We start from the raw sequence: 18,970 nt of genomic DNA, 5'->3' as shown, positions 1-18,970 counted from the left end.
GCAGCACACACCATGCAGGACCGGACAGAGACGGACAGAACAGCTCGGGTCGGGGTCGCGGAAGAGGCGGGCGAAGCGCGGACGGCGCCGCCCGCCGTTCGCGTACAGGGGCTGTGGAAGCGGTTCGGGGAGCAGACCGCGGTCGCCGGGATCGATCTGGAGCTGCCCGCGGGCAAGTTCATCGGTCTGGTGGGACCCAACGGCGCGGGCAAGACCACCACGCTGTCGATGGTCACCGGACTGCTCCGCCCCGACCAGGGGTTGATCGAGGTCGGCGGCCATGATGTGTGGCGCGATCCGGTCGAGGTGAAGTCCCGGATCGGTGTGCTCCCGGAGGGGCTGCGGCTCTTCGAACGCCTCTCGGGACGCGAACTCCTCGCGTACACCGGCAGATTGCGCGGGCTGCCGGGCGCCGAGGTCGACAAACGCGCCACCCAGCTCCTCGATGTGCTCGACCTGGCGGGCGCCCAGCACAAGCTGGTCGTCGACTACTCGACCGGCATGCGGAAGAAGATCGGCCTCGCGGCGGCACTGCTGCACAACCCCGAAGTGCTCTTCCTGGACGAGCCGTTCGAGGGCGTCGACCCGGTGTCGGCGCAGACCATCCGCGAGGTTCTCGAGCGGTACACCCGCTCCGGGGCGACCGTCGTCTTCTCCAGCCACGTGATGGAGCTGGTGGAGTCCCTCTGCGACTGGGTGGCCGTCATGGCAGCCGGCACGATCCGGGCCCAGGGCACCCTGGAGCAGGTACGCGGTGAGGCGTCCTCGCTGCAGAACGCCTTCCTCGAACTCGTCGGCGCGGGCTCCCGGACCACCGGCGAATCCCTGGACTGGCTGGGCGGCAACCGATGAGCGTGCTCGACACCCCCGTGGGCGCCGCCCCCGGCCGGGACACCACGCGCGGCGGCGAGGGGCTCGTCCCCGTTTTCGTACGGCTCAAGCTGACCCTGCTGCGCAACGGGCTGCGGCAGTCGACGGGCCGCCGGGCCGCGTACATCACCTCCGTCGTCTTCACCCTGCTGATCGCGGCGGGCCAGCTGATCGGACTGATCGCGCTGCGCGGGCACGCCCACGCCGGTTCCCTCGTCGTCCTGCTGGCCGGGGTGCTGGCGGTCGGCTGGACCGTGATGCCGCTGTTCTTCCCCAGCGGTGACGAGACCCTCGACCCGAGCCGTCTGGTGATGCTGCCGTTGCGGCCGCGCCCGCTGATCACGGCGCTGCTGGTGGCGTCGCTCGTCGGCATCGGCCCGCTGTTCACGCTCTGCCTGGCGGCCGGTTCGGTGTACGCGGTGGCGCACGGGACGGCGGGTGCGGTGTTCGCCGTGGTGGCCGCGCCGCTCACACTTCTGCTGTGCGTGGCGCTGACACGGGCCGTGGCCACGGCCAACACCCGGCTGCTGACCTCGCGCAAGGGCCGCGATCTCGCGGTGCTCAGCGGGCTCGTGATCGCGGTGGGCTTCCAGGTCGTCAACTTCGGTGCGCAGCGGCTCGGCCGGGCGGGCGGCCTCGCCGCGCTCGATCCGGTCGGGGACGTGCTGCGCTGGCTGCCGCCCGCCTCGGCGATCGGGTCCGTGGACACGGCGTCGCAGGGCTCGTACGGGCAGGCGGCCGTGCAGCTGCTGCTGTCCGTGGCGGCGCTGTTCGCGCTGTTGTGGCTGTGGCAGCGGAGTCTGGCGAAGCTGATGACGGCCCCGGACGGCTCGACCCTCGCCGCCGCCGGGCCGGCCCGCGAGAAGTCCGGCAGGAGCGGCTCCGGGCTCGCCGCGCTGCTGCCCGCGGGGCGTACGGGTCCGGTGCTGGAGCGCAGCCTGCGGTACATCGCACGCGACCCGAAGACCAAGGCCTCCTGGGTCACGGCGCTGGCGATCGGGCTGATCGTGCCGATGGTCAACGCCTTGCAGGGCACCGGTTCGCTCTACTTCGCCTGCTTCGCCGCCGGGATGCTCGGCATGCAGATGTACAACCAGTTCGGGCAGGACACGTCCGCGTTCTGGATGGTGACACTGACGATCTCCTCCACCCGGGACGCGTACCTCGAACTGCGCGCGCGGGCGTTGGCGTTGCTGCTGATCACGCTGCCGTACACGGTCCTGGTGACGGTGGCGACGGCGGCGGTGCTCGGCGACTGGGGCGCGCTGCCGGGGGTCATGGGCCTCTCACTCGCGCTGCTGGGCGCGATGCTGGCGACGGGGGCGGTGGCGTCGGCGGCCTTCCCGTACTCGATCCCGCAGGACGGGGCGCTCAAGAACGTGGCACCGGGGCAGGCCGGGCTCGCCTGGATCTCGATCTTCGGTGGCATGGTCTCGGCGGCGGTGCTCTGCGCTCCGGTGATCGCGGTGACGATCTGGCTGCGCGTCGCCGGTATGGATCAGTGGCTGTGGCTGCTGCTGCCCGCGGGGGCCGGGTACGGGGCGCTGATCACCTGGGCGGGGCTACGGCTCGCCGCTCCCCGCACGGCGAACCGGCTCCCGGAGATCCTGGCGGCGGTCAGCAAGGGCTGAGAGGGGCGGGGGGATTCGTGCCCCTCTTATTACGGGATACGGGCGCGCGATCGCTTACGGGGAAACGGTGGCGCGGCCGCTTACCCGGATACCGGCGCGGTCGCTTACGGCGATGCGGGTTCGCGTTCGTCCTGCGGGTCCTCGGCGAACTGTTCCAGGAAGGGTTCGACCGCCGCGCGCCAGCCCTCCGGCTGGTCGTAGTGGACGAGGTGACCGGCGTCGGCCACCTCCGCGTACTGCCCGCGCGGCAGGACGCGGACCATCTCCTGGGCCTCCGCCCGGCCCAGCTCGCCGTCGAGGCCGCGGAGCACCAGGGCCGGGCACCGGACCTGTGCCAGCTCCTCCCAGTGCGCGTCGAACACCCAGGTCGCGCGGGACTGGAGCATCTGGCGGCGGGAGAAGAGGGGGCGCCAGCCATCGGCCCGCTCGGCCATCACCTCGGCGAAGAACTCGCCGCGGGCCGGGTTGGGCCGCTCCACCCAGGGGTCGTCCTCGCCGAACCACTTGCGTACGTCGGAGAGCGTCGCGAACGGCACCGGCCAGGACGTGAACCAGTCCTCCCACTCCCGCTGCGAGGCCGCGCCGAGGGCGGAGGCCCGCATGTCGCAGATGACCAGCGCCCGGACGAGATCGGGGCGCTTCGCGGCGATTTGCCAGGCGGTGAGCGCTCCCATGGCATGGCCGACGAGGGTGACGGGGGCGAGACCGAGCTGTTCGATCGCCGCCTCGACGTCGCAGACGTACGCCTCACGGGTGTACGGGCCTTCGGCCGGCCTCTCGCTGCGGCCGTGCCCGCGCTGGTCGAGGCCGACGGCACGGTACCGCTCGGCGAGCCAGCGGGTGGTCGGGGCCCAGTGCACGGCCCGGCCCATCAAGCCGTGGAGCAGTAAGACCCCGGGGGCGCTCTCACCCTCCGTGCGCCCCTTGGGCGGGTCGGCGAACTCCCAGGCAGCGAGGCGTACGCCGCCGGTCCCGGTCACATCGATGCGCCGCACCATATGTCCTGGCACCCCCTTCTGGTCCTCGATCATCGCTTGATCCCGTTCGATCACCGCGTGGTCGCACCCCCGCAGACTATCGAACCTTTATTCGAAAACCGGGTTCCGCCATCCAACACCCCTCGTTCGAGTGACCGGCTCCAAGGATTGACCCCGGCTGCGGAGGGGAGATCTTCACCGGGAGGCGGGCCACTCGGGGATGAGGGCCCGCGGGATCCGACCCTGAGAGCTCGGGGCTCCGGGTCGGAACAGGGGAGGACAGGCCCCGGCGCCGCAAGGCGCCGGGGCCCTCTGCGTGCCCACCCCGGACGCGCACAACCCTGACGTGCGAAACCCTGAGGTGCGAAACCCTGACGTGCGCAACGTACGGAACGAACCGAACATGCCGAACGAGCAAGTACCTCGGGCGCATGCGCCTGCTCCCTCCCCGACCCGCACGGTCAGGTGGCCGACACTCTCAGGTATGCCTCAGCCACAGCCTGGCACGCGATCCGTCCGAGCGCTGCGGTTCCGGACGGAAAAAGGGAAGCCGACGTCACGCTTCAGCGTCCGTCCTCGGCCACGAACCCGTCAGCGCTTGGCCACGAACACATGCGAGGCGACCTCGGCGTCCAGCTCCGCCGCCTCGCCACTGCTGCCGACCAGCACCCCGCCGGGCGACTGGGTCACGCTGACCACGGAACCGGGCTGCACACCCGCCCGCCGCAGCGTGTACATCAGCTGGGCGTCCGTCTGGATCGGCTCACCGATCCGGCGCACGACCACGGTCTTGCCCTCGGCGCCCGGGTCGAGCTCCGACAGGCTCACCATGCCCTCGTCGAGGAACGGGTCGGCCTCGGCCTTCTCGCCCAGCTCTTCCAGGCCCGGGATCGGGTTCCCGTACGGCGACTCCGTCGGATGGCGCAGCAGCTCCAGCACCCGCCGCTCCACGGCCTCGCTCATCACATGCTCCCAGCGGCATGCCTCGGCGTGCACCTGCTCCCACTCCAGGCCGATCACGTCGACGAGCAGGCACTCGGCGAGCCGGTGCTTGCGCATGACGCGGGTCGCGAGGCGGCGCCCCTCGCCGGTCAGCTCCAGGTGGCGGTCGCCCGCGACCTGCACCAGGCCGTCGCGCTCCATGCGCGCCACCGTCTGGCTGACCGTCGGACCGCTCTGGTCCAGCCGTTCCGCGATCCGGGCGCGCATGGGGACCACGCCTTCCTCTTCGAGTTCGAGGATGGTGCGGAGGTACATCTCCGTGGTGTCGATCAGTCCGGACATTCGTGCCCCTCGATGCTGTGACATGAAAAACGTCGTTGCGCTGGCCCTGACCCAATTCTGACGCATACCGCTGACAACCGTGCCGCGCCGACCGAACACCGTGCAGCGGAGCGGCGCGGACGGTATTGACAGGTCACTGGTCCAGACCGCAACGTGATCCGCGGCACGGACACCCCACGGATCATTCTCACCGCCGGAAAGGGCCTCCTCGATGAGCGACAGCAAGCTGGCCGGTCAGTTCTTCGATGCAGCGATCGGCCTGCTGGAGCGCGTACGCGACGAGGAGTCCGGCAACATCGCGGCCGCCGGTGCCGCGATCGCCGACACGGTCGCCGCGGGCGGCCGGCTCTTCGCCTTCGGCGCCGGGCACTCCTCGCTCGCCGCGCAGGACGTCGTCTACCGGGCGGGTGGACTCGCTCTGATGAACCTGCTGGCCATCCCGGGGACGGTCGGTGTCGACGTCATGCCCGCGACCCTCGGCTCGGCGCTGGAACGGGTCGACGGACTGGCGAGCGCGGTCCTCGACTCCAGCCCCGCCGAGGCGGGCGACGTCCTCGTGATCATCTCGCTCTCCGGGCGCAACGCGCTGCCGGTGGAGATGGCGATGAACGCGCGCGCGCTCGGCCTGAAGGTCATCGGCATCACCTCGGTCGCGTACGCGGACGGCACCCGGTCCCGGCACATCTCGGGCGGCTTCCTGCGGGACCACTGCGACATCGTGCTCGACAGCAAGATCTCCATCGGCGACGCGGAGCTGACCACCGAGGGGATCGAGGCACCGTTCGGACCCGCGTCGACGGTGGTCACCAGCGCGGTGATGCAGGCGATGACGGCCGCCGCGGCGGAGCAGCTCGTGGCGCGCGGGATCGAGCCGCCGATGCTGCGGTCGGGGAACGTCGACGGCGGCCACGAGTGGAACGGGCGCGTCATGACGGAGTACCGGGACCGGATCTTCTACCGGCGCTGAGGAAATAAATGGGTTGTGGCAGCCCCCGCCCCTTCCTAGGCTGCTGCCAGCGAAGAAAGGAGGTGTTCCGGAAGTGATTTCTTCTCGGACTCGTGAGGTGACTGCGGGCTGACGCCCGTTGTCGCGCTCTTTGCAGTGCAGGCCGGTCATCGGCCAATTCCAGGCAGTCACCGACCCGCAGGCTCGCCGGTAAGTCCGGCCGGCTCCTCCGCAAGGAGGGACCAGAGCCTGCGGGTTTCTGCGTGTCCGAACCGGTTCGCTACGGGCACAGGCGCTCGACGCGCCAGTTCTCGCCCTCGCGTACGTACCTCAGACGGTCGTGCAGCCGGTTCTCGTGGCCCTGCCAGAACTCGATCGTGTCGGGGACGACGCGGAAGCCGCCCCAGTGCGGGGGCGCGGGGATGTGTTCGCCCTCGGGGTAGCGGGCGGCCAGTTCCTCGTAGCGCCGGATCAGCTCGTCGCGGGAGCCGATCACCGACGACTGGGCGCTCGCCCAGGCGCCGAGCTGGGAGCCGTGCGGGCGGGTGCGGAAGTAGGCGACCGTTTCCTCGCGGCCGACGCGGGACGCCCGGCCGGTGATGACGACCTGGCGGGCCATCGGATGCCAGGGAAAGAGCAGCGAGACGTAGGGGTTGGCGGCCAGTTCGCGGCCCTTGCGGGACTCGTAGTTGGTGAAGAAGACGAAACCGCGTTCGTCGTACTTCTTCAGCAGCACCGTGCGTGAGGACGGGCGGCCCTCGGGAGTGGCGGTGGAGACCACCATCGCGTTGGGCTCGTACAGCACCCCGCCCGCGGCGACCTGCCGGAACCAGTGGGCGAACTGCTGGATCGGGTCGGCGGCCAGCGTGTCCTCGGTGAAGCCCTCGGAACGGTACTGCTCGCGCATCGCGGCCGGATCGGTGGTGGAATCGGAGGAGGTATCTGCGGTGGGCACGGGGTCATCCTGCCGCAGCGGCCGAGTCCGCCCGTCAAGGAGGGCCGTCGATCCGTCACCGGTGAATGGGGAAGCTGTGCCGGATGTCACGCTTCCCCGCGTCGTGGGAACCCGCCAATACTTGGGGCAGGCCACTGTGGCCTCCGTGCAGCCGCCGACCGAGGGAGCCGCCATGTCCGACTTCGTACCGGGACTAGAGGGAGTCGTCGCGTTCGAGACGGAGATCGCCGAACCGGACAAGGAAGGCGGTTCACTCCGTTACCGGGGCGTCGACATCGAGGATCTCGTCGGCCGTGTGTCGTTCGGAAATGTCTGGGGTCTGCTGGTCGACGGGGCGTTCAACCCCGGTCTGCCGCCCGCCGAGCCGTTCCCGATCCCGGTGCACTCGGGTGACATCCGGGTCGATGTGCAGTCCGCGCTGGCGATGCTCGCTCCCGTCTGGGGCCTGCGGCCGCTGCTCGACATCGACGAGGAGACGGCGCGCAACGATCTGGCACGGGCCGCGGTGATGGCGCTGTCGTACGTCGCCCAGTCGGCGCGCGGGCAGGGGCTGCCGATGGTTCCGCAGAGCGAGATCGACAAGGCGCAGTCCGTGGTCGAAAGGTTCATGATCCGCTGGCGCGGCGAGCCGGATCCCCGGCACGTCAAGGCCGTCGACGCGTACTGGACGTCGGCCGCCGAGCACGGAATGAACGCGTCCACGTTCACGGCCCGTGTCATCGCATCGACCGGCGCCGATGTGGCGGCGGCGCTGTCGGGCGCGGTGGGCGCGATGTCGGGGCCGCTGCACGGGGGTGCGCCGTCCCGGGTCCTCGGCATGATCGAGGAGATCGAGCGCACCGGGGACGCCACCGCGTACGTGCGCAAGGCCCTCGACAAGGGTGAGCGGCTGATGGGATTCGGGCACCGGGTCTACCGGGCGGAGGACCCCCGGGCGCGCGTTCTGCGGCGTACGGCCGAGGAGTTGGGTGCGCCGCGCTTCGAGGTGGCGCTGGCACTGGAGAAGGCCGCGCTGGAGGAACTGCACGCGCGGCGCCCGGACCGGGTGCTGGCGACGAACGTGGAGTTCTGGGCGGCGATCATGCTGGACTTCGCGGAGGTTCCGGCGCACATGTTCACGTCGATGTTCTCGTGCGCGCGTACGGCGGGCTGGTCGGCGCACATCCTGGAGCAGAAGCGGACGGGGCGCCTGGTGCGGCCTTCGGCGCGGTATGTCGGGCCCGGGGCGCGTGATCCCCGGGAGATCGAGGGGTACGAGCAGATCACGGACCTGCGGAACTGAGACCGGCCGGCCTGGGCCCCGTGGCGTGAGGTCCGGGTCCGGCCGGGGGCCCGGCCGACCGGGGGCCGGTCCCGGTCCCGGACGCGGAATCGGACTGTCGGGCTCGGACTGTCGGGCTCAGCCGAGTGCGTCGTCCAGCAGTGTCGCCCACTGCGCCACGACCCGTCGGCGCCGGGCGGTGTCGTCGGTGAGTACGTTGGCCAGGCCGAGGCCGCGGGCCATGTCCAGGAGGCCCTGGACGGTTTCGCGTACGCCGGGCCGCGTCTCGTCGGCGGCGAGGAGTTCGACGGCGATGCGGTGGGTCTCGCGGCCGACGCGGGCTTCGAGTTCGGTGACGCGGGGGCGGAGTTGTTCCTCGTTGGACGCGGCGACCCAGAGCTGGAGTGCCGCGCGGAAGAGCGGGCCCGTGTAGAGGTCGACGAGGGCAGCGACGACGGCCGTGCGGCCCTGGACGGGCAGGGCGCGCAGGGCGGCGGAGCGTTCCTCGGCGACGTATTCGACGGCCGCGGTGAACAGGTCCTCGCGGGTCGGGAAGTGGTGCTGGGCGGCGCCGCGCGAGACGCCCGCGCGTTCGGCGACGACGGAGACCGTGGAGCCCGCCCAGCCGTGTTCGGCGAGGCAGGCGACGGCGGCTTCGAGGAGCCGGCGACGGGTGGCCCGGCTGCGGTCCTGCTTGGGGGTCCGGTCGGTGGGGGGCGTCACAACTCCCATGCGGGGTCCCGTCGTTCGAGGAAGGCCGTCATTCCTTCCCGGGCCTCGGCGGAGGCGAAGAGGGCCGCCGAGCGGGCGATGAGGTCTTCGGCGTGCTGGTCGAAGCTTTCCAGCACAGTAGCCGTGACCAGCTCCTTCGATGCCGCCAGCCCCTGGGGTGACGCCTTGCGCAGCCCGTCCAGGACGGGGACGAGGCCCTTGTCCACCTCCTCGGCGGCGAGTGTGATCAGGCCGATGCGGGCGGCTTCGGCAGCGTCGAAGCGTTCTCCGGTGAGGTAGTAGCGGGCGGCGGCGCGCGGGTCGGTGCGGGGCAGCAGCGGCAGGGAGATGACGGCGGGGGCGAGGCCGAGCCGGGATTCGGTGAGCGCGAAGGAGGCTTCGGGGCCGGCCGCGGAGATGTCGCAGGCGCCGAGCAGGCCGAGGCCGCCCGCCCGTACGTGTCCGGTGACCCGGGCGACGACGGGCTTGGGCAGGGCGACGATCTGCCGCATCAGGGCGACGAGGGCGTGCGGGTCGGGCGGTGCGGTGAGGTCGGCGCCCGCGCAGAAGGTGTTGCCGGTGTGGGTGAGGACGACGGCCCGTACGGCGTCGTCGGCCGCGCACGTCTCCAGGGCGGTGGACAGTGCGCCGACCAGCCGTGCGGAGAGTGCGTTGCGGTTGGCCGGTGAGTCGAGGGTGAGGGTGGTGATGCCCCGGTCGTGGACGGGGGCGGCGAGCGGCGACGTCATGTGCGGGTCCTGTCTTTCGAGCCCGGGCGGTTCCGCGTGGGCACGCGTCAGTACGACTTGGGCAGCCCCAGGGACTGGTGGGACACGTAGTTCAGGATCATTTCCCGGCTGACGGGTGCGATCCGGGCGACGCGGGCCGCCGCGATCAGGGACGCGAGGCCGTACTCGCGGGTGAGGCCGTTGCCGCCGAGGGTGTGCACGGCCTGGTCGACGGCCTTGACGCAGGCTTCGCCGGCCGCGTACTTCGCCATGTTGGCGGCCTCGCCCGCGCCGATGTCGTCGCCGTCGTCGTAGAGCCGGGCGGCCTTCTGCATCATCAGCCGGGCCAGTTCCAGTTCGATGTGGGCCTGGGCGAGGGGGTGGGCGATGGCCTGGTGGGAGCCGATGGGTTCCTTCCACACCTGGCGGGTCTTCGCGTAGTCGACGGCGCGGGCGAGTGCGTAGCGGCCCATGCCGATGCCGAATGCGGCGGTCATGATGCGTTCGGGGTTGAGCCCGGCGAAGAGCTGGAGGAGTCCGGCGTCCTCATCCCCCACTAGGGCGTCGGCGGGCAAACGTACGTCGTCGAGGACCAGCTCGAACTGCTTCTCCGGGGCCTGGAGTTCCATGTCGATCTGCGAGCGGCCGAAGCCCGGGGCGTCGCGGGGGACGATGAAGAGGCAGGGCTTGAGCCTGCCGGACCTGGCGTCCTCGGTGCGGCCGACGATGAGGGTGGCGTCGGCGATGTCGACACCGGAGACGAAGACCTTGCGGCCGGTGAGCAGCCAGTCGTCGCCGTCCTTGCGGGCGGTGGTGGTGATGCGGTGGGAGTTGGATCCGGCGTCGGGTTCGGTGATGCCGAAGGCCATGGTGAGGCTGCCGTCGGCGAGGCCGGGGAGCCACTGCTGTTTCTGGGCGTCGGTGCCGAAGCGGGCGATGACGGTGCCGCAGATCGCCGGGGAGACCACCATCATGAGCAACGGACTGCCGGCGGCCCCCAACTCCTCCAGGACTATGGAGAGTTCGGCCATGCCGCCGCCTCCGCCGCCGTACTCCTCGGGGAGGTTCACGCCGAGGTAGCCGAGCCTGGCGGCCTCGGTCCACAGTTCGCGCGGGTGCGCGCCGTCGCGGACGACGGAGGTCATGTAGTCGCGTCCGTAGCGCTTTCCGAGTGCGGCGACGGCGGCGCGCAGGGCCTGGTGCTCTTCGGTTTCGAGGACGGTGCTCATTGCTTCGGTTCCTCCTGTACGTCGTGCACTACGGCGAGCAGGGCGCCGACCTCCACCTGGAGGCCGGGTGCGGCATGGAGTGCGGTGAGGGTGCCGGAGGCGGGGGCGAGTATGCGGTGTTCCATCTTCATCGCCTCCAGCCAGATCAGGGGCTGTCCGGCCGTGACCGCCGTCCCGGCGGTGAGGCCGTCGGCGACGCGGACGACGGTGCCGGGCATGGGGGCGAGCAGGGAGCCGGGTTCGGCCCGGTCGGTGGGGTCGGTGAAGCGGGGCAGGGTGGTGAAGGTGTACGAGCCGGTGGCGGTGTCCACGTACGCCTTGTCGCCATGGACGGCGATGTCGAAGTGGCGGATAACGCCGCCGGTTTCGAGGGTGACGCGGTCGGGCCCGGCGACGACGACGCGTTCTCCGGTCTCGGGGACGGGGCCGGTGCGGGTGGTGCGGTAGGCGGCCTCGTGTTCGGTGCCGTCGGGTTCGGCGCGGTAGCGCTTGGTCCGGGGCTGCGAGGAGATGTTGCGCCAGGCGCCGAGGCGGACGGTGCCCGGTCCGGGGCCGTGCTGCCGGGCGGCGGCGTCGGCGAGCGCGGCGGCCAGGGCGGCGAGGCGTGATGCGGCCTCGTCCGGGGGCGGGGTGAGGGTGTCCAGGTGGCGGTCGTAGAAGCCGGTGTCGAGGCGGGCGGCGAGGAAGTCGGGGTGGCGCAGGGACCGTACGAGCAGGTCGCGGTTGGTGACCGGGCCGTGGATGCGGGCGCGTTCCAGGGCGCGGGCGAGGAGGCGTACCGCTTCGGTGCGGGTGGGGGCGTGGGCGACGACCTTGGCGAGCATGGGGTCGTAGTGCACGCCGATGGTGTCGCCGCCGGTGTATCCGGTGTCGAGGCGCAGTCCGGGTTCCTCGGGTATGTGGAGCGTGTGCAGTGCTCCGGTCTGCGGCTGCCAGTCGCGGGCGGGGTCTTCGGCGTAGAGGCGGGCCTCGACGGCGTGGCCGTGCGGTGCGGGGGGTGCGGTGGCGGGCAGCGGTTCGCCTTCGGCGATGCGGAGCTGGAGGGCGACGAGGTCGAGTCCGAAGACCGCTTCGGTGACGGGGTGTTCGACCTGGAGGCGGGTGTTCATCTCCAGGAAGTACGGGCGTCCGTCGGCGGCGAGGAGGAATTCGACGGTGCCCGCGCCCCGGTAGCCGACGGCGTGTGCGGCGGCCACGGCGGCGTCGTGCAGCCGGGTCCGCAGTCCGTCGTCGAGACCGGGTGCGGGGGCTTCCTCGACGACCTTCTGGTGGCGTCGCTGGAGGGAGCAGTCGCGGGTGCCGAGCGCCCAGACCCCGCCGTGCCCGTCGGCCATGACCTGGACCTCGACGTGCCGGCCGCGTTCCACGTACGGCTCGGCGAAGACCTCGCCGTCCCCGAACGCGGCGGCCGCCTCGGCCGTGGCCGCCGTCAACTCGGCCGGCAGCTCGGCGAGTTCGCGTACGATCCGCATCCCGCGCCCGCCGCCGCCCGCCGCCGCCTTGAGCAGCAGCGGCAGGTCGTCTGCGGTGGCCCGTTCCGGGTCGACGGGGGCGAGCAGCGGCACCCCGGCGGCGGCCATCAGTTCCTTGGCGCGGGTCTTGGACGCCATCAGCTCGATGGCCTTGACCGGCGGGCCGACCCAGACGAGGCCGGCGTCCTGCACGGCGCGGGCGAATCCGGCGTTCTCGGAGAGGAAGCCGTAGCCGGGGTGGACGGCGTCGGCGCCCGCCGCGAGCGCGGCGCGTACGACGAGGTCGCCGCGGAGATAGGTGTCGGCCGGGGCGGCGCCGGGCAGCCGTACGGCGATGTCGGCCTCCCGTACGTGGAGCGCGTCGGCGTCCGCGTCGGAGTACACCGCGACGGTGGCGATGCCGAGGGCACGGCAGGTGCGGAAGATCCGGCAGGCGATCTCGCCCCGGTTGGCGACAAGCAGTGTGGAGATCATCTCGGTCATCCCTCGCCTCACATCCGGAAGATTCCGAAGCCGCCGCGGGCGCCTTCGACCGGGGCGGTGTGGATCGCGGACAGGCACATCCCGAGGACGGTCCTGGTGTCGCGCGGGTCGATGACCCCGTCGTCGTACAGCCGCCCGGACAGGAACATCGGCAGCGACTCGGACTCGATCTGCTGCTCGACCATCTCCCGCAGCCCGGCGTCGGCCTCGTCGTCGTAGGGCCGGCCCTTGGCGACGGCGGAGGCGCGGGCGACGATGGAAAGCACCCCGGCGAGCTGTTGCGGGCCCATGACGGCGGACTTGCTGCTGGGCCAGGCGAAGAGGAAGCGCGGGTCGTACGCCCGGCCACACATGCCGTAGTGCCCGGCTCCGTACGAGGCGCCCATCAGCACGGACAGGTGCGGGACCTTCGAGTTCGACACCGCGTTGATCATCATCGCGCCGTGCTTGATGATGCCGCCCTGCTCGTACTCCTTGCCGACCATGTAGCCGGTGGTGTTGTGGAGGAAGAGCAGCGGGATGTCGCGCTGGTTGGCGAGCTGGATGAACTGGGCGGCCTTCTGCGACTCCTCGCTGAACAGCACCCCTTGCGCATTGGCGAGGATGCCGACGGGATAGCCGTGGAGCCTCGCCCAGCCGGTCACCAGGCTGGTCCCGTACAGCGGTTTGAACGCGTCGAAGTCGGAGGCGTCGACGAGCCGGGCGATGACCTCGCGGGGGTCGAAAGGCACCTTCAGGTCGCCGGGCACGATGCCGATCAGCTCGTCCTCGTCGTACTTCGGCGGCTGTGCGGGGCCCGGATCGGCGTGTGCCTTGCGCCAGTTGAGGCGGGCGACGATCCGGCGGGCCCGGCGCAGCGCGTCCTGCTCGTCAATGGCGAAGTGGTCGGCGAGACCGGAGGTGCGGGCGTGCATCTCGGCGCCGCCGAGCGATTCGTCGTCGCTCTCCTCACCGGTCGCCATCTTCACCAGGGGCGGTCCGCCGAGGAAGACCTTGGACCGTTCCTTGATCATGACGGTGTGGTCGGACATGCCGGGGACGTACGCCCCACCGGCGGTCGAGTTCCCGAAGACGACGGCGACGGTCGGGATGCCGGCCGCGGACAGCCGGGTGAGGTCGCGGAACAGCGCCCCGCCCGGGATGAAGATCTCCTTCTGCGACGGGAGATCGGCGCCCCCGGACTCGACGAGGCTGATGCAGGGCAGCCGGTTGGCGAAGGCGATCTCGTTGGCCCGCAGGGCCTTCTTCAGGGTCCAGGGGTTGGAGGCGCCGCCGCGTACGGTCGGGTCGTTGGCGGTGATCAGGCACTCCACGCCCGAAACCACTCCGATCCCGGTGACGAGCGAGGCGCCGACCGCATAATCGCTGCCCCAGGCGGCGAGCGGCGACAGCTCCAGGAACGGGGTGTCCTCGTCGATCAGCAGCTCGATCCGCTCGCGGGCCAGGAGCTTGCCGCGCGAGCGGTGCCGTGCGACGTACTTGTCCCCGCCGCCGGCCTGCGCCTTGGTGTGTTCGGCTGCCAGTTCGTCGAGTTTCGCGAGCATGACCGTGCGGTTCGCGGCGTATTCGGGGCTCGCGGTGTCGAGCGCGGTGGGCAGGACGGTCATGCGTGCGCCTCCGGTGCGTGGACGGTCTCCAGCAGCGATACGGGAATGGGCAGGTGCCGGGAGCGCAGCCACTCCCCCACCGCCTTGGCCTGCGGGTCGAACCGGTGCTGGGCGGCGACGCCCTCGCCGAGCAGCCCGTGGACGGTGAAGTTCAGCGCGCGCAGGTTCGGCAGGAGGTGGCGTACGACGGTGAGGGCGGCGGTCTCCGGCAGCAGTTCCCGGAACCGTTCGACGGTCAGCTCGTGGGCCAGCCACCGCCAGGCGTCGTCGTCGACGGCCCACACGCCCACGTTGGCGTCCCCGCCCTTGTCGCCGCTGCGGGCGCCCGCGATCCGGCCGAGCGGGGCGGGCCGGGTGGGGCCGGGGTCCGGCAGGGGTGCGGGCAGCGGCGGTTCCTCGGCGTCCCGGAGCGGCTGCGTCGTCGCGGGAGGTGTCAGGCTCAGTCGCCGCCCGTCGGGGAGCACGGCGATGTGCGGGACCTCGCCGGCCGGTACGTACCGCGCCTCGAACACCCCGTACGGTGCGCCCTTTCCGGGCGGGGCGGTGACATGGAAGCCCGGGTAGCTGCCGAGCGCGAGCTCGACGGCGGCGCCGGAGACCGCGCGTCCGACGGCCTCCGGATCCTGGTCGCGGACAACGAGCCGGAGCAGCGCGCTCGCGCTCTCCTCGGTGGCGGCGTCGGCCCGGTCGGTCCGGGACAGCTCCCACCGCACCTCGTCTGGTTCGGCGCCGGAGCGGGCGAGCGCGTCCGCGAACTGGTCCCGCACCAGCCGTGCCTTGGCCTCGATGTCGAGCCCGGTGAGGACGAGGACGACCTCGTTGCGCCAGCCCCCCAGCCGGTTCAGGCCGACCTTGAGGGTGGGCGGCGGGGCCTCGCCGCGTACACCGGAGATCCGTACCCGGTCGGGGCCGTCCTGGGTCAGCCGTACGGTGTCGAGCCGGGCGGTGACGTCCGGTCCGGCGTACCGGGCGCCACCGGTCTCGTACAGCAGCTGGGCGGTGACGGTGCCGAGGTCGACGACGCCGCCGGTGCCGTCGTGCTTGGTGATGACGGACGAGCCGTCGGCGTGGATCTCGGCGACGGGGAAGCCGGGCCGCCGCAGGTCGTGGCCGCGGAAGAACGAGTAGTTCCCGCCGGTGGCCTGGGTGCCGCACTCCAGTACGTGTCCGGCGACGACGGCCCCGGCGAGCGCGTCGTGGTCGTCGGGCCCCCAGCCGAAGCGGGCGGCGGCGGGCCCGGTGACGAGGGCGGCGTCGGTGACCCGCCCGGTGACGACGACGTCGGCGCCCGCGGTGAGGCAGGCGGCGATCCCGGCGCCGCCGAGGTAGGCGTTGGCGGTGAGATACCCCTCGGGTACGGGGAGGCTGTCGCCCTCCACATGGGCGACCCGTACGGGCACGCCCACCTTCCGCGCCAGCTCCCGTACGGCGTCGGCGAGTCCGGCCGGGTTGAGCCCGCCGGCGTTGGTGACGATCCGCACCCCGCGCTCGTGGGCGAGCCCGAGGCCCTCTTCGAGCTGGCGCAGGAAGGTGGTGGCGTACCCGCGCGCGGGGTCCTTGAGCCGGCTCCGGCCGAGGATGAGCATGGTCAGCTCGGCGAGGTAGTCCCCGGTGAGGATGTCGAGGGGGCCGCCGGTGAGCATCTCGCGTACGGCGTCGAAACGGTCGCCGTAGAACCCGGAGGCGTTGCCGATCCGCAGGACCTGCCCGGTCACTCCTCACTCCCTCGGGGTGCGCGGCCCGGTCCGGCGGGTCCGGCGAACGCCTGGGCGATGTCGAGCCACCGGTCGGCGTCGGGTCCGGTGGCCCGGACGGCGAGGTCGCCGCGGTGGGCACGCTGGGTGACGAGAAGGCAGAAGTCGACCAGCGGCCCGGTGACGCGCTGCGGTGCGCTCTCGGCCCCGAATGCGATCAACTCCCCGCCTGGGCCCATCAGTTCTACCCGGAACTCCTCCTCGGGTGCCTTGATGCCGCGTACCCGGTAGGCGTAGTCGCGGGCCCGCACCCCGATCCGGGCGACGTGCCGCAGCCGGGCGGTGGGGGTCCTGGTGGCCCCGAGGGCGTCGGCGATGTCCTGGCCGTGCGCCCAGGTCTCCATGATCCGGGCGGTCGCCATGGATGCGACGCTCATCGGTGGCCCGTACCAGGGGATACGAACCCCGGCCGGAGCATCCCGCAACACGGCCTCGAGCCCCGCCCGCCCGTTCCGCCACCGGGCGAGCAGTTCGTCGGGCGCCGACGCCGCCAGCTCCTCGGCACCCCGGTCGACGAAGGACTCGGGCGCCTCCACGGCCCTGGCCACCTCCCCGGCGAAGGCATCGGCGTCGGTAGCGGCCAGCAGCGCGACCTCGTCGGTCCAGGTGAGATGGGCGATCTGGTGCGCGATGCTCCAGCCGTGGGCGGGGGTCGGCGCGGCCCACTGCCCGGCGCTCAACCCCCGTACAAGCAGGTCGAGTTCCTGACTCTCCTCGCGCAGATCGTCGATCACGGCTGCGACATCGGGCACGGTGCGCTCCCCTCGGGGCAAGGCGGTGTGCCCAGGAGCATGGCAGCGGACCCATAAACAAGCAAGCATGCTTGCATTGTTTTTCGCGGCTCGCCGGGCCACCGGCAGCCTTTCGGGCGGACTCGCGCGCCGTACTTACCCAGTCCCCCGAGCCCCGGCGCCCGAGTGCGGCGACGGGATCCGGGCGAGGCGCACGGCGATCAGCCCCGGCGCCTCTTCGACGGCGCACCACGCACCTGACCGCGCACCGCCCCCATGCTCGCCCCGATGACCAGCGCGATGGCCAGCGCGTCGGTGGTCGTCAGGGCCTGGTCGAGGATGAGGAAGCCGGCCGTGGCCGCGATCGCCGGTTCCAGGCTCATCAGGATGGCGAAGGTGGGCGCGGGCAGGCGGCGCAGCGCCATGAGTTCAAGGGTGTACGGAAGGACGGAGCTCAGCAGCGCCACCGCCGCGCCCAGGCCCAGCGTGGACGGGACCAGCAGTTTCGAGCCCGACTCCAGGATGCCGAGGGGCAGGGAGAGGAGTGCGGCGACCACCATGGCCAGGGCCAGGCCGTCCGCCTGGGGGAAGCGGCGTCCGGTGCGGGCACTGAAGACGATGTACGCCGCCCACATGGCGCCCGCGCCCAGTGCGTACGCGGCGCCGACCGGATCGAGACGGTCGAAGCCACCCCCGCCCAGCAGCACGACGCCGCCCAGCGCGAGGCCCGCCCACACCACATTGATCAGGCGGCGGGAGGCGATCACCGAGAGGGCGAGCGGGCCCAGCACCTCCAGGGTGACGGCCGCGCCCAGCGGAATACGGTCGGCGGCCTGGTAGAAGAGCGTGTTCATGCCGCCCATCGCCACCCCGAACGCGAGGATCGTGCCCCAGTCGGCGCGCGAGTGGCCGCGCACCTTCGGGCGGCAGACGATCATCAGGGCGAGCGCGGCGACGGCCAGGCGCAGGGTGACCACCCCGAGCACCCCGGCCCGCGGCATCAGCAGGACCGCGACCGCCGCGCCGAACTGGACGGAAAGGCCGCCCGCGACCACCAGCGCGACCGGGGCGAGCGCCGCCCCGCGGCGCCGGGGGCGGCCGGCTGCCGCCGCCGCGTCCAGGGCGGGCACCGCCTCCGGTACGGCGACGGCCGCGGCCCGCTCCGCGTCCGCCACCCCTGCTGTACTGCGCTGGCCGTTCACCTGCGGTATTCCTCCCGAACCTAAAAGTTCACTTCAATGCACTGCGTGATTGAAGATACTGCACCCTCACCCTGCGGTGCCTTCTCTCAAGGTAGACATCTCCGCGTGGCACGTAAAATGCCCGCTGTGCTCCCGTTATGCTCCCCACGCATGAGCCTGGGACGCAGTGGCGACAGCCGTACCGGAAGCCCGTCGGGCCGCGGCATCGAGATCCGCCATCTGCGCGCCTTCCTCGCCGTCGCCGACGCGGGCAACGTCACCCGCGCCGCCGCCCGGCTCCGCCTCACCCAACCCGCGGTCTCCCGCACGCTCGCCGCCCTGGAGCAGCACCTCGGCATCCGGCTCGTCGACCGGTCCACCCACCATCTCGTCCTCACGCCCGAAGGCATCGCCTTCCGGGACAAGGCCGCCGCCGCGGTCGCCGCGTTCGACGAAGCGCTCGACGCGGGCGGGCCGCACCACTGGCCGCTGCGGATCGGGCACGCCTGGTCCGCGTTCGGCCCGTACACCACGCCGCTGCTCCGCCGCTGGCAGGAGCGGTATCCGCAGATCCCGCTCGAACTGCTCCGGATCGACGACCGCACCGCCGGGCTGACCCGCGGCGAGGTCGATGCCGCGCTGCTGCGGGGGCCCGTCGAGGCACCGGGGCTCGTCACCGAGGTGCTGTTCGACGAGGACCGGGTCGCGGCGGTGGCGGCGGACGGGCCGCTCGCCGCCCGCGCCACACTCCGGCTCGCCGATCTGGCGGGCGGCACCGTCGTCCTCAACACCGTCTCCGGCACCACCACCATGGACCTGTGGCCGCCGGACGCGAGGCCCGCCGCGACGCTCACCGTCGCCAACACCGACGACTGGCTGACCGCCATCGCGGCGGGGCGCGGCGTCGGAGTATCCGCCGCGTCGACCGCCGGGATGCACCCGCACTCCGGGGTCGTCTACCGCCCGCTCGTCGACGCCCCGACCGTCCCCGTCCTGCTCGCCCGGCGCGACGCCCCGGGCCATCCCGCGCTGCCGCAGCTCGCCGCGCTCGCCCGCGAGATCGCGGGGCGGGACGCCACCGACGGCTGAGGAACTCCCGCACGGGGCCGGATGGCCGGGGTGAGCGCCCCCGCCCGTCTCAGCTCACTCC

The 18,970-nt window shown here is 72.1% G+C and carries 16 protein-coding genes; 5 read left to right on the top strand and 11 right to left on the bottom strand.

Annotation, left to right across the window (positions count from 1 at the left end):
• The first annotated feature begins 12 nt into the window (after nucleotides 1-12).
• Both OG936_RS20010 and OG936_RS20005 read left to right on the top strand, forming a co-directional pair.
• Entirely contained in the window at nucleotides 13-852 is an 840-nt protein-coding gene (locus OG936_RS20010) for an ABC transporter ATP-binding protein (protein ID WP_406496384.1), read from the top strand.
• Nucleotides 849-2,501 (top strand): transporter, encoded by a 1,653-nt coding sequence (locus tag OG936_RS20005; RefSeq protein WP_406496382.1) that lies wholly within the window; start codon nucleotides 849-851, stop codon nucleotides 2,499-2,501. Before OG936_RS20010 ends, OG936_RS20005 begins: the two co-directional genes overlap by 4 nt.
• Nucleotides 2,502-2,605: 104 nt before the next feature.
• Here OG936_RS20005 and OG936_RS20000 read toward each other — a convergent pair whose 3' ends face one another.
• The gene (locus tag OG936_RS20000; protein WP_406500517.1) at nucleotides 2,606-3,499 is read right to left on the bottom strand and encodes an alpha/beta fold hydrolase; all 894 of its coding nucleotides are present in this window, start codon (nucleotides 3,497-3,499) and stop codon (nucleotides 2,606-2,608) included.
• 570 nt (nucleotides 3,500-4,069) lie between these two features.
• Nucleotides 4,070-4,762, bottom strand: coding sequence for a metal-dependent transcriptional regulator (locus OG936_RS19995; protein ID WP_266747775.1), 693 nt, complete (start codon nucleotides 4,760-4,762; stop codon nucleotides 4,070-4,072).
• Nucleotides 4,763-4,973: 211 nt separating this feature from the next.
• On the opposite strand from OG936_RS19995, the gene OG936_RS19990 reads away from it, so the two are divergent.
• Complete coding sequence (locus OG936_RS19990) at nucleotides 4,974-5,729, top strand: SIS domain-containing protein (RefSeq protein ID WP_406496380.1); 756 nt, start codon at nucleotides 4,974-4,976, stop codon at nucleotides 5,727-5,729.
• 259 nt (nucleotides 5,730-5,988) lie between these two features.
• Here OG936_RS19990 and pdxH read toward each other — a convergent pair whose 3' ends face one another.
• Nucleotides 5,989-6,615, bottom strand: a complete 627-nt coding sequence (gene pdxH, locus OG936_RS19985) for a pyridoxamine 5'-phosphate oxidase (RefSeq protein ID WP_383758686.1) — start codon at nucleotides 6,613-6,615, stop codon at nucleotides 5,989-5,991.
• Between the two features lie 220 nt (nucleotides 6,616-6,835).
• Here pdxH and OG936_RS19980 point away from each other — a divergent pair, with 220 nt between their 5' ends.
• The gene (locus OG936_RS19980; RefSeq protein ID WP_383758560.1) at nucleotides 6,836-7,945 is read left to right on the top strand and encodes a citrate synthase 2; all 1,110 of its coding nucleotides are present in this window, start codon (nucleotides 6,836-6,838) and stop codon (nucleotides 7,943-7,945) included.
• 117 nt (nucleotides 7,946-8,062) lie between these two features.
• Here the strand turns inward: OG936_RS19980 and OG936_RS19975 are convergent, their stop codons facing one another.
• The 8 genes from OG936_RS19975 to OG936_RS19940 form a co-directional block, all read right to left on the bottom strand.
• Nucleotides 8,063-8,656, bottom strand: a complete 594-nt coding sequence (locus tag OG936_RS19975) for a TetR/AcrR family transcriptional regulator (protein WP_406496378.1) — start codon at nucleotides 8,654-8,656, stop codon at nucleotides 8,063-8,065.
• Entirely contained in the window at nucleotides 8,644-9,384 is a 741-nt protein-coding gene (locus OG936_RS19970) for an enoyl-CoA hydratase family protein (protein ID WP_406496376.1), read from the bottom strand. Before OG936_RS19970 ends, OG936_RS19975 begins: the two co-directional genes overlap by 13 nt.
• 47 nt (nucleotides 9,385-9,431) lie before the next feature.
• Nucleotides 9,432-10,592, bottom strand: coding sequence for an acyl-CoA dehydrogenase family protein (locus OG936_RS19965; protein WP_383758555.1), 1,161 nt, complete (start codon nucleotides 10,590-10,592; stop codon nucleotides 9,432-9,434).
• Nucleotides 10,589-12,538 (bottom strand): biotin carboxylase N-terminal domain-containing protein, encoded by a 1,950-nt coding sequence (locus tag OG936_RS19960; RefSeq protein WP_406496374.1) that lies wholly within the window; start codon nucleotides 12,536-12,538, stop codon nucleotides 10,589-10,591. Before OG936_RS19960 ends, OG936_RS19965 begins: the two co-directional genes overlap by 4 nt.
• A 17-nt stretch (nucleotides 12,539-12,555) precedes the next feature.
• Nucleotides 12,556-14,154, bottom strand: a complete 1,599-nt coding sequence (locus OG936_RS19955; RefSeq protein ID WP_406496373.1) for an acyl-CoA carboxylase subunit beta — start codon at nucleotides 14,152-14,154, stop codon at nucleotides 12,556-12,558.
• A complete protein-coding gene (locus OG936_RS19950; RefSeq protein ID WP_406496371.1) occupies nucleotides 14,151-15,869 on the bottom strand; it encodes an acyclic terpene utilization AtuA family protein in 1,719 nt (572 codons plus the stop codon). Before OG936_RS19950 ends, OG936_RS19955 begins: the two co-directional genes overlap by 4 nt.
• Complete coding sequence (locus OG936_RS19945; RefSeq protein ID WP_406496369.1) at nucleotides 15,866-16,660, bottom strand: TIGR03084 family metal-binding protein; 795 nt, start codon at nucleotides 16,658-16,660, stop codon at nucleotides 15,866-15,868. Before OG936_RS19945 ends, OG936_RS19950 begins: the two co-directional genes overlap by 4 nt.
• Before the next feature lie 200 nt (nucleotides 16,661-16,860).
• On the bottom strand, nucleotides 16,861-17,841 hold the full coding sequence (locus tag OG936_RS19940) for an EamA family transporter (protein WP_406496368.1): 981 nt from the start codon (nucleotides 17,839-17,841) through the stop codon (nucleotides 16,861-16,863).
• A 150-nt stretch (nucleotides 17,842-17,991) separates the two neighbouring features.
• Here OG936_RS19940 and OG936_RS19935 point away from each other — a divergent pair, with 150 nt between their 5' ends.
• Nucleotides 17,992-18,909, top strand: coding sequence for a LysR family transcriptional regulator (locus OG936_RS19935; RefSeq protein WP_406496367.1), 918 nt, complete (start codon nucleotides 17,992-17,994; stop codon nucleotides 18,907-18,909).
• Nucleotides 18,910-18,970 lie beyond the last annotated feature (61 nt).

Origin of the sequence: Streptomyces sp. NBC_00846 (assembly GCF_045207325.1) — a bacterium.
Taxonomy (GTDB): domain Bacteria; phylum Actinomycetota; class Actinomycetes; order Streptomycetales; family Streptomycetaceae; genus Streptomyces.
The sequence above is the reverse complement of the archived record's forward strand: the minus strand, read 5'-3'. Positions and strand labels throughout refer to the sequence as shown.

What these genes read in the sequence shown, in the direction of transcription:
- OG936_RS20010 (WP_406496384.1), top strand. Translation starts at nt 13, where the DNA reads ATGCAGGACCGGACAGAGACGGACAGAACAGCTCGGGTCGGGGTCGCG.
- OG936_RS20005 (WP_406496382.1), top strand. Translation starts at nt 849, where the DNA reads ATGAGCGTGCTCGACACCCCCGTGGGCGCCGCCCCCGGCCGGGACACC.
- OG936_RS20000 (WP_406500517.1), bottom strand. Translation starts at nt 3,499, where the DNA reads ATGGTGCGGCGCATCGATGTGACCGGGACCGGCGGCGTACGCCTCGCT.
- OG936_RS19995 (WP_266747775.1), bottom strand. Translation starts at nt 4,762, where the DNA reads ATGTCCGGACTGATCGACACCACGGAGATGTACCTCCGCACCATCCTC.
- OG936_RS19990 (WP_406496380.1), top strand. Translation starts at nt 4,974, where the DNA reads ATGAGCGACAGCAAGCTGGCCGGTCAGTTCTTCGATGCAGCGATCGGC.
- pdxH (WP_383758686.1), bottom strand. Translation starts at nt 6,615, where the DNA reads ATGCGCGAGCAGTACCGTTCCGAGGGCTTCACCGAGGACACGCTGGCC.
- OG936_RS19980 (WP_383758560.1), top strand. Translation starts at nt 6,836, where the DNA reads ATGTCCGACTTCGTACCGGGACTAGAGGGAGTCGTCGCGTTCGAGACG.
- OG936_RS19975 (WP_406496378.1), bottom strand. Translation starts at nt 8,656, where the DNA reads ATGGGAGTTGTGACGCCCCCCACCGACCGGACCCCCAAGCAGGACCGC.
- OG936_RS19970 (WP_406496376.1), bottom strand. Translation starts at nt 9,384, where the DNA reads ATGACGTCGCCGCTCGCCGCCCCCGTCCACGACCGGGGCATCACCACC.
- OG936_RS19965 (WP_383758555.1), bottom strand. Translation starts at nt 10,592, where the DNA reads ATGAGCACCGTCCTCGAAACCGAAGAGCACCAGGCCCTGCGCGCCGCC.
- OG936_RS19960 (WP_406496374.1), bottom strand. Translation starts at nt 12,538, where the DNA reads ATGATCTCCACACTGCTTGTCGCCAACCGGGGCGAGATCGCCTGCCGG.
- OG936_RS19955 (WP_406496373.1), bottom strand. Translation starts at nt 14,154, where the DNA reads ATGACCGTCCTGCCCACCGCGCTCGACACCGCGAGCCCCGAATACGCC.
- OG936_RS19935 (WP_406496367.1), top strand. Translation starts at nt 17,992, where the DNA reads ATGAGCCTGGGACGCAGTGGCGACAGCCGTACCGGAAGCCCGTCGGGC.